This is a genomic window from Bacteroides sp. HF-162 (genome assembly GCF_015679285.1).
Lineage (GTDB): Bacteria > Bacteroidota > Bacteroidia > Bacteroidales > Bacteroidaceae > Bacteroides > Bacteroides uniformis.
In genome coordinates, this window is sequence record NZ_CP064937.1 from 2,633,363 (window position 1) to 2,645,664 (window position 12,302).

The following is a 12,302-nucleotide window of genomic DNA, read 5'->3' on the forward strand; positions in this document are numbered from 1 at the left end:
AATATGGAAGAAGGAAATGGTTGTGTTGATACTTAAAAAAATGGCATCCCGATTGTGGTGGCTATCGGGATGCCGGATATTGGAGATTACTTTATGGAGACAAGTGGGAGGTGGACACTGGCATGTCTGCTATTGTAATTTAAACATTACGGGAACTGTGAATTTACAACGGACCGGTTTGCCTCGTTGCTCACCGGGTTTCCATTTGGGCATGGTGGAAATCACACGGATAGCTTCTTTATCCAGGTAGGGATCTACGCCTCTTACTACTTTTACATCTACGATGCTGCCGTCTTTGTTGACAACGAATTGTACTATTACGCGCCCTTGGGTTCCGGTTTCTTGTGCAATAGTCGGGTATTTTATGCTCTTACCCAGATATTGCATCAGACTCATGCCATTATAAGAAAACTCAGGATTCTTCTCTACAACTTCAAAAATCTCGTCCTCTACCGGAATCTCTTCATCTACGGTTGGAGATATGGGTTTGATGATTACAGCTTCACCGATTTCTTCGGAAGAGGCAATGGCTGTTTCTTTCACATTGTCATTATCATCCACAATTGTCAATACCTCGGCAATTGCAGGAGCTTGAGGGGGTGGCGGAGCTGCTAATTCGGGTTGCTCCGTGATAGGAATTTCAATTTCCTGCTCAAATACGTTCTCGGTAATAGCACCGCTCATGTCAATCCTAACATCACGCTTCGACCATTCAAATGCAACGAACATGAAGACCAGCACAATTACATAACCTACAAGTAGCCAATTTGACTTCTTGTTTTCCAGGCTTGCTTTGGATGTTTTCTTGATTTCCATAATTTATAAGATTATTACTGTATAATGGTTGTCGCGAAACTAATATTATACAGATGTGATTAGTAAAATCATAAAACATGCGTGCCCACTTGTTTCTGCATTAAAGATAAGAAAATGAATGTTATGTTGTTGTTTGATATATGGTTATATATAGTTTTTTAAATTTGCTTTGATAATTTTTCCGCTTATGAATTAAATAGTGTTGAGGTGCAAAAAAGCGCTTCCAATGTTCGCTTATGGAGAAAGGCTTCACACAAAAACAAATTGTATTTATAGTATTGAAATGCGGTTATAGCTTTTGTATCAATTCTTTAGTATGTTGGTTGGAATCAGATGCTGGCAATAAATATAGATTATATATGATAGCCATTTGAATTTGACTATCTTTGTACGCTGAATTTAACCCTATTTTATAATCTTATTTTATTTATACGGAAATGATTTTGTTTTTATTGAACACGTCTGCCGCTGGAGGTAAACTTGAACAGGCATTGGAAAAATTGGTGGATTTTGGTATGGATGCCGGTAAGGATATATTAATCGCTATTTTAATCTATGTAATCGGGCGTTTCATCATCAAACAGATAAGTGCATTAGTAGCTAGGATACTTGAAAAACGGAAGATTGAAACCAGTGTACAGACCTTTTTGAAGAGTCTGATAAAGATACTGCTGAACATGATTCTTGCTTTTGCCATAATCGGCAAACTCGGTGTGGAGACCACCAGTTTTGCGGCGTTACTCGCATCTGCCGGTGTAGCTGTGGGTATGGCGCTGTCTGGTAATCTCTCAAATTTTGCCGGTGGACTGATTATACTTGTTTTCAAACCGTTTAAAGTAGGTGACTACATAGACGGTCCGGGAGTAAGTGGTACGATAAAGGAAATACAGATATTTCACACTATACTTTCCACTCTTGATAACCGCATGATTTATGTACCTAATGGAAGTCTCAGTGGTAATGCCGTCACTAATTACAGTAAGCAGGACAAGCGTCGTGTTGAATGGGTATTCGGTGTTGAATACGGTGAGGATGTAAAGAGAGTCAGAGCCGTTTTACAGCGCATAATAAATGCAGACAGCCGTATATTGGATACACCGGCTCCCCTTATTGTCTTAGGTTCATTGAGTGCAAGCAGCATCGATATTACAGTCCGTGTCTGGGTAAAAAGTGTGGACTACTGGAATGTGCTGTATGATATCAATGAAATAGTTTATACTACATTTAATGAAGAAGGAATAGGATTTCCCTTCCCACAGCTCACTCTACATCACGCAAAAGATTGAGCTTATTATCTATAACAGTTTCCATTTATCAAGAATTTGAAGCTTTATGTTTGCTCTGAAAAGTATGCTATACTGTTCATTAATTCCGAAAAAGAAATCATAAACTCCTTTTGTTTGCTTTTAAACATTATCGGTTGCTAATTTATTGAAGCTTTATATATAGATTTGCAAGTATTTCTTGATTATGATATAAAAAGATTATTTTAACTGTTTCAGCTTTTATAGCTGTTAGTGGTGTTTATGACAAAAAAGCGGTAGAAGGTTTTGACAAGAATAACAACCTAATATTTTTTTAATTTGTAATTATGATGAAAAAAAGTTTCTTGACTGTTCTATTTGCGCTGTTCTGCACGATGGGATTTGCGCAATTGTCTTTCAATGTAAAGGCCGGTCTCAATCTCAGCAGTTACATCGGTGAAAACTCTGACCATTCCAAATTTAAACCAGGAGCACGCATTGGAGTGGGAATGGAATACCAATTCAGCGACCTTGTTTCCTTACAGCCCTCGCTATTCTTCTCACAGAAAGGTGCGAAATATTCAAGTGGATATAGCGGTAGCGTCGTAGATGCGGATGCAGATGTGAAGATCAACCAGCTTTATTTGGAATTGCCCATCAATGTACAATTCCGTTTCAATATTGCAGACAATACTAACCTGGTCATTGCGACAGGGCCGTATCTTGCCTGTGGGGTAGGTGGTAAGGCCAAGTTCGATGGCAAGGCATCTGTTGGAGGTATCAATATCAATGGAGATGAGAAAGTCGATACATTCAGTGATGACGGCTTGAATTACAATAGGTTCGATGCCGGTTGGAACATCGGTCTTGGGGTAGAGTTTGGCCGAATTCTTGTGGGGGTTGACACACAGCTTGGCTTCTGCAAGATTATGGATGGGGATGCTCCGCACAATGCGAATATCGGTATTACTCTGGGGTATAAATTTTAAATAGTTCCCTTACGATCCCTTGATTGAGTATATTTTTATTAATAGTTTAACTTTTTTATTGTAGATAATCTATAAATTATTTTATCTGTTTTAAAATAAAACGGTGTAGTATGAAAAAATTATTCATTTTATTAGGAACTCTTTTTTTGTTGTCAGTAGGTGCTTATGCGCAGAAAGGGAAACAAGCCATAGGTTTCGGTCTTGGTTATGGTACAGAAATTGAAAGTATCGGATTGGGAATCAAGTATCAGTATAATATAACCAATCCTATACGTATCGAGCCCTCTCTTAATTATTTTTTTGAAAATGACAATGTAAGCATGCTGGATGTGAACGTGAATTTTCATTATCTGTGTCCGGTAGCTAGCAATGTCAAGCTTTATCCACTGTTTGGGTTGACTTTGTCCAACTGGATGTTTGATATGTATGATGTTGACTGGGATGGGGATCATGTTCATGTGGATGGCGATGGGAATCATAATGAATGTCGTTTCGGTGTAAACTTGGGAGTTGGAGCCGAATTTGCATTGAGCCGTAATTGGGCCATGAATCTTGAATTTAAGTACCAGTTGGTCAGTGATTTTGATCAGGGTGTCATCAACATCGGGGCTGCGTACAGATTTTGAAGAAAATATCGGAACAGAAATCTCATTGATATAAAAGAGGGGATAGGCATAGTTTAATGCTTATCCCCTCTTTTTTAGTGTTTCAATGCTTGGATTTCAAAGCCAAATCAATCGTCATCATCATCATCATCGTCATCATCATCGTAATATCGATAGTGCTTCTTGTGGTGTCTCTTCGGTTTTTTATATTTGTGTTTCTTATGGTGAAATTTATCATGGCGCTCACAGTATGAATTATAGTATTCATGCCAGCAGTCACTATGGTGATGGACTCTGTCATAGAAAGGGGTATAATATACACTTCCCGGATTTATGCCAATCTCCACAAGAATACGGTTCCATCCGTAACGTTGATACCGGTTGTAATAATCGCATACATCATGCATCTTTTTTCCGGAAGTTCTGGCTACCTCAAGTGCAATCCCCACATTTCCCCAGTCTTTTCCACAGCGTTTGTAGTAATCGTCCAAGGAACGGCTTGAAATGTTGTATTCCAGACATAGCCGTTTCTTATAATCAGAAAGCTCCACGGCTGCGTAGCGGTTGGCTCTGCCAATAAAGATGGAAATACCATCCTGGGCAGACAAGGTGCAGGCTAATAGGAGGAAAAGCAGTAGTAAATTAATTTTTTTCATAATGTTTCTAAGTTAAATGGGTTCTTGTCTTTTGCTTTTTCAATTTCATCTCCAGCTTCATTCAGAGCCTTCTTTACATCATCTGTCCTTTCTTCAATCTGTTTCTGTGTCTTTTCAAGGTTTTCTTCGACGGATTCCTTTACATTTTCCAGATGCTCTTTAACTTTGTCTTTAGCCTTTTTCTCTCTGCATGATGCAAAGACAAGTGTAGCTGTACATGCCAACATGACAAATAATAACTTTTTCATATCCTTATATTTAGTGATACTATATAATTGGTTAAAATTCAAATGTAGAAATAAATATTGTTTTTAGCAAATTAGGGAAAAGCTTTTGAACATAATGTTGGGGTAAAATATCTTGTTTGTTAATGCATCCTATACTGGAAGTCTTTTCAAATCATCGGATGAATTAGAGATAAACCTGACTTTGAAATGTTGTTTGTGAATATATACAAAAAAGGCTATCTATCCCAGACAGCCAATCTTAGTTTAACCTTATATCTAATACTATGAAAAACACATTGCAAATGTACGGAATTGCAAGGACTGTGCAAATTTTCAACCTTTTCATTGCCATCTTATAACAAGGTTTAGCTGGTAAATATATTCGTTAACGATTTAATAGTGCAAATGTTAAATTTAAGCTCCAGATACGTTAAGGTATTGCTTTCTCAATTGCGGCACTGTAGAGCGATTCTGCAATATTGTGGAATATTCCGCACAATTCCACACTGGAGTAAAAAATAAAATTGTTTTATGTTGTTGAAAATGAGAATAATGTCGATGCGCTGATATTTTGGCATCAATTTTGTACTATGATTTATGTCCTAAAATTTATCAGTAACTTATAGTTGTTATGGTTAGACAATAGGTATTAGTTGCATTAAGGTTTAAAGCTATTTTGTTCATATTGATTTTCATTCGGAAACTCTCTTTGTTTAGTATTGCATCCTGGTCTGTGAAGCATCGGGATGTTTTTCATTTTGGAGGATTACAGTTTTCGACTGAATGCTGCAATCTTGTATAGTTAGTCAATACTGCTTTCATTATTCTTTGGGGGAATAATGAAAGCAGGCTTAGTCTATGAGGATTGGATACACTTTATTTAAAGGCTTTATATTTCTAATGAGGCAAGATATAAAAAATCAATCTGTGTTTATCTACTCTGAGAAGTATACAGTACTGTTCATTAATTCCGAAAAAAAAATCATAAACTCTTTTTATTTGCTTTTAGACATTGTCGGCTGCTGATTTATCGATGCTTTATATGTAGATTTGCAAGTGTCTTTTTATCAAGATATGGAAAAACAAACTAGAAAAATTTTAAAAATATCCGGCATTATATCAGAAGGGCTGATTATAGCCGCCTTTATAGTAATTGCAATTGCTCTGAATTTTGTGTTTACTTCTGAAAAGTTAACTCCGGTGGTATTGAAAACTGCCAATCAGAATTTGAATGCAAAATTGGATATAAAAGATGTAGAACTTACTTTCTTTTCCACCTTTCCACGGCTCGGATTGAAACTGAAAGACGGAACATTGGTTTCAAAGGTTATTCGTGACACCATGTGGCAAAGGACTGACACATTATTGTCTTTCAAGAAAGCCGTATTGGTAATTGATGTAATGGATTATTTGCAACAGCAAAAGGTAAATATCCATCAGCTTGCCTTAGATAGTGCCAATATCTATGCATACAAGGACGGGACTGGAGCTGCAAATTGGGACATTTTGTTCCCCGACACGACAAATATAGCTTCATCATCAACAGATACGGCCAGGCATGTGAATGAACTTAATGTCGAACAGGTTGCCATAAAACATGCTACGGTAACTATGGATGACCGAGACACACATATCTTTGCCAATCTATGGGACATGAATCTGGACTTGAAAGCAAACATGAAAAAGGAACATTCTGTATTGGCTTTGGATTTCAAGAACAAGAATGTCCTTTTCTGGCAAAATGGGCAACTGATAACTAATCGTGTCGGCATTCATCTGAGGACTGACATTGAACTGGATGCCGTTCATCGCACTCTCCTTCTGCGTGACGCTCTAATCAATATAAACGGTACTAAATTAGGGGTAAAGGGAACATTGCGTCATGATGCAATAGCCCAAACCCTTGATTTAGACCTGCAATATGGGTTGCACGCTCCTTCGTTGGAAACCGTATTGCACATGATTCCAGAAAGTATTCTGCAAAAGAAAGAGGTATCTGTCAAAGGAGAGGTTGCTTTCAAAGGAGAGCTGAAAGGAACCTATGGAAAACAAAAATTACCATTGGCCACATTGGACATCAAAATTAAGGATGCCTCTGCCCGGTATGCCGGATTGCCTTATGGCATAGACAAATTAGAAGCCGATTTTTTTGCTCAAATAGATCTGATGCACGATAGCCCCTCCTATCTGAATCTGAAGGCATTCCATTTTAAAGGGGCAAATACCAGCATACAGGCTGATATGAAAGTAGAGAATCTGTTGGCTGATCCCGATATCACTTTCCATGCTGAATCAACCATAGACCTGAATGCGCTGAAGCATGCTTTTCCATTACAAGAAAGCATCAGTATGGAAGGGGAAATGGAAACCGATTTGGGAGTACGCTGCCGTATGTCCTCTATAAAGAAGCGGGATTGGGGACGTATCACGGCTGAAGGAAAACTCAAGACTGATAAATTCATGCTACGTGATACTCAGAGGAATTTTGAGTTCATAAGTAACGCATCTTTGGCCTTTGCCGGCAATGAATGGTTAGGGGGGCATGCCCAAATCAAGGATATGATTCTCCGTTCTCCTCAATTAGACTCTGATATGAAAAGTCTTGTGGCTACCGTCAGGACCATTCCTTCCAAAGACACAACCCGAATGGCTCAGGTAGAATGTAAAATGGAAATGCACAAGCTAAAAGTTGCTTTAGGGGATTCTCTTGGTTTGTTTTGCGGAAAATCCTCTGCTACATTGAAAGTACAGCCGGGGGAACATAATCCAAGCAAGCCCCAAATAGGACTTGTTATGGAGACAGACACCTTGTTTTGTCGCATGGGAGGAGTCAAAGCTGGAATGAACAAAGCAGGTATAGGAATCACCGCAGAAAAAATACGTGATTCATTGTGGATGCCCGATGGCATCGTGGGGTTTAATCATATGGCTGTCTGTATTCCGGAATGTGCACTTCCCATACATATGCAAAAAACCGCTGTAACAGTGGGAAACCGTACTGTCACCTTACGTAACGCTACCATGCGTATAGGTAGATCTGACATTACGGCAAGTGGGGTAATCCATGATTTGTATGGAGCTGCGAAACATCACAAAGTTTTACGTGCCAAGCTGAATGTTTCGTCAGAGCATTTAGACTGCAACCAGCTGATACATTCAATATCCTTTCCCTCGGATACAATTATGGCAGAAACAGATACAATTTCTACGAATCTCAAATTGTTTGTCATACCACCGAAGTTAGACTTTGAATTGCAAACCCATTTCCGACAAGTATTTTATGAAAAAGTGATCTTCAATGATGTCCACGGGGCCGTAGATATTCGTAACCAATCTGTGTACCTGAAGGAGCTTAGCATGAAGGGTATGGGTTCGGAAATGAACACTACGCTTGTTTATCAGGCAAAACGTCCGGAACAAGGATTTGCGGGTTTTGATTTCCGCTTGCATAACATTAACATAGGAAAGTTGGTCGACCTTGCACCCTCTTTGGATACAATCGTGCCCATGTTACGTTCATTCGAAGGAACTGTGGATTTCAATATGGCGGCAGCTGCGGCATTAGATTCCAACCTTAACATCAAGATACCGACCTTGCGCTCGGCCATTCATGTAAAAGGGGACAGTCTTGTACTGATGGACGGTGAGACTTTCGCTGAAATCTCAAAGAAATTCTTTTTCAAGAACAAAAAGAAGAATTTAATCGATAGTATTTCAGCAAATATTAGTATCAGAGACGGTAAAGTGACAATCTATCCTTTTGAAGTTTCGATGGACCGTTACAAAGCGGCGGTAGGGGGTACGCAAGGATTGGATATGAACTTTGACTATCATATTTCCATCTTGAAATCACCGGTACCGTTCAAATTAGGTTTGAACATATCGGGGACTTTGGACGACATGAAATTCAAGTTGGGCAAAGCCAGATACAAGGACGCTGTTACACCGGCAGAAATACATAAGGTGGATAGTGCTATAGTAAACATGGGACGACAAATTGAAATTGATTTCAAGAAAATAATGAAAAGATAACATAGACAAATTATCAAGTGGATATGGCGGTAATATCATTGATGTGGATGGCGAGGAGTTCAAGGCGGGAGTGCAACATGTTCATTCAGAAGTGGGTTTCAGAGAAGAAATGGCGATTTGTGAAACAGCTTGAACGGCTTCGTAAGGCGCAGGATGAATAATTGATGTTGAAAAAACTAATCCGGATTTAAAAATGGAGTTGGAGCTGAAACAGTGAGAGAAGAAGAAGCGTAGTGACAAAGAATCGCAAGATGGGTAATGATACGTGGAAAGGGATTGAAAAAAACACCTTCCTCTTGCGCTCAAAAGGAAGGTGGCCTTAAACGAAACATACAAAGCTTAAAAAAATGCGTTTTTTTGAAACTGCTACAGATAAAGGTGCTTTGATATGAAATTTTAGGCTAAAGTAGCTCTCTTTTTTCTTTTTCTCAAATATAGGCATAGAAAAATTGTTTTAATGTCCGTTTTATGTATCTTATTGTCTCTTTTTTGTAATTTTGTTCAGTCTTATGGAGGGAATAAGGCATAAGAAAGTTCCTTTTCCTTAGTCCAGACTTTCCCAAGTACGGACTTTATTGTTATCCAAGGTTTATGTAACTTTTAATGTCATCTCTCATTTCAGGAAATTAAAGCTATTCTACTGTGGTATTATTCCCCTTATGTGGTATTCTGTTCTACACATTTCTACACATGATAATTCCTTGCTTCTTTATTAAAACCCTATTTAATAGGTTATTATATTCTCATTTCTGTTTTGGCATTTGTTTTGTTCTATAATTACTGTAATGAAAGGCATAAAATTAATATCCATTTAAAAATTACGATTATGAAAAAAGTATTAGTAGCATTAGCAGTGGTTGTGGGATTAGGTAGTTCAGTAGCATTCGCTCACGTTACATCAGAAGTACAGTCTGTAATTCAGGCTTTGCAAGATCCCCAAGATGAATTTACAAAAATCGAAGTGAAAGATCTTCCCCAGGCTGTAGTAAACACATTGGCAAAGGACTATGAGAGGGCTACAATAAAAGAAGTGTTTGTTGCAGAGAAAGAAATCGGCAAGGTTTATAAAGTCGTATTGGTTCTTACTAAAGATGACCAGTCCGCTGAAGAGGTAACGGTTCTTCTGAACGAAAAAGGTGAATCTGTTGAATGACAATTTTCTTTTTCCCTATTGGGGAAAATTACATAATTGATGGAAATGAATGTCAATAAGTAATTGATATGAAAAATCGGTACCATTCATAAGATTGTGTAAATGATAACTCGGATATAAGATATCCGAGTTATCATTTACCTTTATAATTGAAAAAACGATGGATACTGGGTTAAAGAACACAAAGCTGTTTCTGCAGAACTATTGAGTAAAGAGTTTTAAGCCAGTTTAAGACTGAGTAGGAAGGCAGGCTATTGTCATAAATATTTGCAAGTCAGATATGTTAGAGAAGATGTTTGAGGGAAAGTTGGATGCTTATCTTGGTTACTTTCAGCCATTATTGTGTGCTTTAATTGATTGTATATATTGAAAGGACACATGCTGGACCTCAGCTTTTGTGTGGCTGAGGTTTTGTCGGAGATAAGAGAGCGTTGTTAAACGTGCGATAGTAGATATATGTTTTACTGATGATTAGTGGATATTTGTTGACTGTTTATGGAAAAGGCGACTGAATAGTCACTCTTTGGGTTTATAATTGTAATAATAGTTTGTTTCTTATTTGTCAGATATTTCTGTTATAGAGGGGTGTCTTATATAAATAATGTTTATATTTGTATTCTAATCTCTATTATGTTATGAATGACAAACAACGACTTCTAATTGATTGTATTTCCCTTCTTCCCGTTATAGGCATTCTGGTTTTGATAACTGTTGCCAATGACCAGTTTGTTACTATGGTTGCTGCCTATGTGCTTTGCGGAGAACTCTTATGTGTATTGGTTAGCAGGATATTAAATTTGTATTATATTGATGTGGCTTTTGTTTGGTTGGGTGGAGTTATGCTTTGGTTGTGGTATTGGTTCTGGTTGGAGTCAAGCCATGTAGTGATGGAAATTGTGGAAAAGACAGTTGGATGAATTGCTTCTTTTCATTGAAAAATCCCCGTAGCTTTCTGCATGTATTTGTTTATAATTTCTTTGGTTTACAGTGGGATAGAGAGTGCGGTTTTACTTTCACCGCTTTTGTTTCAAAGAAACAAATCTCATACAAGACATGCTGAGAAATAGAAAGTCAATGGCTTGTTTGAATTCTCTTGTAACCCGTCCAAGCCGTCACGGATAGAACGGGTAAAATACTTTTTGTCAATGCTGTCCGTTCATGGGGCAGACAACATAAAACCTAAACACTTAACTGGAATAATTGGCGGCATTACCCACCAAAAGCATCCGACCCTCACAGGCTGAGAATACTTTCATTATTCCAAAGAATAAAATAGTATTATATCGGCTAACTATACAAAGTTATAGTATTTAGTCGAAAACCGCAATCCTCCAAGGTAAAAACATCCCGATACTTCACAGACCGGGATGCAATACTAAACAAAGAGAGTTTCCGAATGAAAATCAATATGAACAAAATAACTTTAAACCTTAATGAAACTAATACCTATTGTCTAACCATAACAACTATAAGTTACTGATAAATTTTAGGACATAAACCATAGTACAAAATTGATGCCAAAATGGCAATGTAACAATGTTGCATTCATTTTCAGCAATATAAAGCAAACTCTTTTTTACTTCCTTGTGGAATATCGTGGCGCATTCCACAGTATTGTAGAATAACTCCACAGTTTTAAGTAAGAGCTACTGACTCCCATTCGCTCCAAGTAAACGCACGAAAGTTCTTATACCTCCGTTTCCTCCCATTGTACTCATAATTTGAGTTATCCAAGCAGGGGAATAACTGGTTGTCGCTATGAAGCTATATCCATTTGGAATTGGGCATTTAACAAGTTTATGACAAATGCGGTATTTTTTTATTGTATAGTGTGCCTCGGCTTATGTCGAGGCTTTTTGTTTCATAATGAAAGCCTTCTCTTCTTTAGATTGAGGAGGGAAGGCTTTATACAGCTAAACAAGAATCATAAGCCTCACGGCTTCATGTGTACAAATATAATGCCTGCTTTTATCTTTTTAAAGGATGAGTGTTCTGAATTTATAGTCAAGTCCTCTGTTTTTTTACTATGGAAATCACACTGATATTTTTTATATTCCGAATCTCCTTACCTTTGTGTAATTATATCTGCTTATTTCAATGAAAACTGAATTGATAGAGAATATAGCTTTTACAAAGGAAGACTATATTCAAAAGACAACGAATGAGAGCATGCCTTCCTTTGATGAGCTCTTGGATACCATAGTCGCATTTGTGGAGGAGAACGGCGGTAGTCTGGAGGATGCCGTTGATATGGCGAACGATACGTATTTTCAATTATAAATGATTAGATAAAGCAATTATGGCAGAAGAGAGTAAATATGCATACGACGAGGAATCCGTCAAGGTAATAATTGAATGGGCACAAACAGCCCAATTACCCAAAAAGGTGATGCTAAGTGAGGCGGAACATATCTTTGACACCTCTCTGTATGTTAATGCGAATATCTGCGATATTAAGCAACATTATCCGGATGCATTCTATAATCCGGCCATTGATAGATTGTGTCGGTTGAAGGAAATAATAGAAGGAGCGGCTAAATAGTCGCTCTTTTCATATCTTAAGTATAATAAAAGTCATCC

The 12,302-nt window shown here is 37.8% G+C and carries 12 protein-coding genes; 9 read left to right on the forward strand and 3 right to left on the reverse strand.

Features of this window, described 5'->3' with window-relative positions; all coding sequences use genetic code 11:
- Positions 1-129: 129 nt before the first annotated feature.
- Positions 130-816 carry an energy transducer TonB gene (locus tag ITJ87_RS10700; RefSeq protein ID WP_117966565.1) on the reverse strand — a complete coding sequence of 229 codons (687 nt, stop codon included), beginning with the start codon at positions 814-816 and terminating at the stop codon, positions 130-132.
- A gap of 437 nt (positions 817-1,253) precedes the next feature.
- Between ITJ87_RS10700 and ITJ87_RS10705 the strand changes: the two genes are divergently transcribed.
- From ITJ87_RS10705 to ITJ87_RS10715, 3 genes are all read left to right on the forward strand, one after another.
- Positions 1,254-2,102 carry a mechanosensitive ion channel family protein gene (locus ITJ87_RS10705; protein ID WP_117966562.1) on the forward strand — a complete coding sequence of 283 codons (849 nt, stop codon included), beginning with the start codon at positions 1,254-1,256 and terminating at the stop codon, positions 2,100-2,102.
- A gap of 308 nt (positions 2,103-2,410) precedes the next feature.
- The gene (locus tag ITJ87_RS10710) at positions 2,411-3,049 is read left to right on the forward strand and encodes a porin family protein (protein ID WP_117601499.1); all 639 of its coding nucleotides are present in this window, start codon (positions 2,411-2,413) and stop codon (positions 3,047-3,049) included.
- 110 nt (positions 3,050-3,159) lie between these two features.
- Complete coding sequence (locus ITJ87_RS10715) at positions 3,160-3,675, forward strand: porin family protein (protein ID WP_117589281.1); 516 nt, start codon at positions 3,160-3,162, stop codon at positions 3,673-3,675.
- Between the two features lie 107 nt (positions 3,676-3,782).
- Here the strand turns inward: ITJ87_RS10715 and ITJ87_RS10720 are convergent, their stop codons facing one another.
- Together ITJ87_RS10720 and ITJ87_RS10725 are read right to left on the reverse strand one after the other, a co-directional pair.
- On the reverse strand, positions 3,783-4,310 hold the full coding sequence (locus ITJ87_RS10720; RefSeq protein ID WP_117601496.1) for a hypothetical protein: 528 nt from the start codon (positions 4,308-4,310) through the stop codon (positions 3,783-3,785).
- Complete coding sequence (locus ITJ87_RS10725) at positions 4,307-4,558, reverse strand: YtxH domain-containing protein (protein ID WP_117601500.1); 252 nt, start codon at positions 4,556-4,558, stop codon at positions 4,307-4,309. Before ITJ87_RS10725 ends, ITJ87_RS10720 begins: the two co-directional genes overlap by 4 nt.
- A 1,053-nt stretch (positions 4,559-5,611) precedes the next feature.
- On the opposite strand from ITJ87_RS10725, the gene ITJ87_RS10730 reads away from it, so the two are divergent.
- The 6 genes from ITJ87_RS10730 (at position 5,612) to ITJ87_RS10755 (ending at position 12,264) form a co-directional block, all read left to right on the forward strand.
- Positions 5,612-8,569: an AsmA-like C-terminal region-containing protein gene (locus ITJ87_RS10730; protein WP_117966559.1), complete on the forward strand. Its 2,958-nt coding sequence runs from the start codon at positions 5,612-5,614 to the stop codon at positions 8,567-8,569.
- 23 nt (positions 8,570-8,592) lie between these two features.
- Positions 8,593-8,730: a hypothetical protein gene (locus ITJ87_RS10735; protein ID WP_158562861.1), complete on the forward strand. Its 138-nt coding sequence runs from the start codon at positions 8,593-8,595 to the stop codon at positions 8,728-8,730.
- Positions 8,731-9,395: 665 nt separating this feature from the next.
- Complete coding sequence (locus tag ITJ87_RS10740) at positions 9,396-9,722, forward strand: hypothetical protein (protein WP_117600670.1); 327 nt, start codon at positions 9,396-9,398, stop codon at positions 9,720-9,722.
- A gap of 635 nt (positions 9,723-10,357) precedes the next feature.
- Positions 10,358-10,639 (forward strand): hypothetical protein, encoded by a 282-nt coding sequence (locus ITJ87_RS10745; protein ID WP_117966556.1) that lies wholly within the window; start codon positions 10,358-10,360, stop codon positions 10,637-10,639.
- A gap of 1,180 nt (positions 10,640-11,819) precedes the next feature.
- The gene (locus tag ITJ87_RS10750; protein WP_117600658.1) at positions 11,820-12,002 is read left to right on the forward strand and encodes a hypothetical protein; all 183 of its coding nucleotides are present in this window, start codon (positions 11,820-11,822) and stop codon (positions 12,000-12,002) included.
- A 19-nt stretch (positions 12,003-12,021) separates the two neighbouring features.
- Positions 12,022-12,264, forward strand: a complete 243-nt coding sequence (locus tag ITJ87_RS10755) for a hypothetical protein (protein ID WP_117600657.1) — start codon at positions 12,022-12,024, stop codon at positions 12,262-12,264.
- The last annotated feature ends 38 nt before the right edge of the window (positions 12,265-12,302 follow it).

Bases quoted from the DNA above. Each gene is read 5' to 3' on its own strand.
- ITJ87_RS10700 (WP_117966565.1), bottom strand. From the start codon at position 816: ATGGAAATCAAGAAAACATCCAAAGCAAGCCTGGAAAACAAGAAGTCA.
- ITJ87_RS10705 (WP_117966562.1), top strand. From the start codon at position 1,254: ATGATTTTGTTTTTATTGAACACGTCTGCCGCTGGAGGTAAACTTGAA.
- ITJ87_RS10710 (WP_117601499.1), top strand. From the start codon at position 2,411: ATGAAAAAAAGTTTCTTGACTGTTCTATTTGCGCTGTTCTGCACGATG.
- ITJ87_RS10715 (WP_117589281.1), top strand. From the start codon at position 3,160: ATGAAAAAATTATTCATTTTATTAGGAACTCTTTTTTTGTTGTCAGTA.
- ITJ87_RS10720 (WP_117601496.1), bottom strand. From the start codon at position 4,310: ATGAAAAAAATTAATTTACTACTGCTTTTCCTCCTATTAGCCTGCACC.
- ITJ87_RS10725 (WP_117601500.1), bottom strand. From the start codon at position 4,558: ATGAAAAAGTTATTATTTGTCATGTTGGCATGTACAGCTACACTTGTC.
- ITJ87_RS10730 (WP_117966559.1), top strand. From the start codon at position 5,612: ATGGAAAAACAAACTAGAAAAATTTTAAAAATATCCGGCATTATATCA.
- ITJ87_RS10735 (WP_158562861.1), top strand. From the start codon at position 8,593: ATGGCGGTAATATCATTGATGTGGATGGCGAGGAGTTCAAGGCGGGAG.
- ITJ87_RS10740 (WP_117600670.1), top strand. From the start codon at position 9,396: ATGAAAAAAGTATTAGTAGCATTAGCAGTGGTTGTGGGATTAGGTAGT.
- ITJ87_RS10745 (WP_117966556.1), top strand. From the start codon at position 10,358: ATGAATGACAAACAACGACTTCTAATTGATTGTATTTCCCTTCTTCCC.
- ITJ87_RS10750 (WP_117600658.1), top strand. From the start codon at position 11,820: ATGAAAACTGAATTGATAGAGAATATAGCTTTTACAAAGGAAGACTAT.
- ITJ87_RS10755 (WP_117600657.1), top strand. From the start codon at position 12,022: ATGGCAGAAGAGAGTAAATATGCATACGACGAGGAATCCGTCAAGGTA.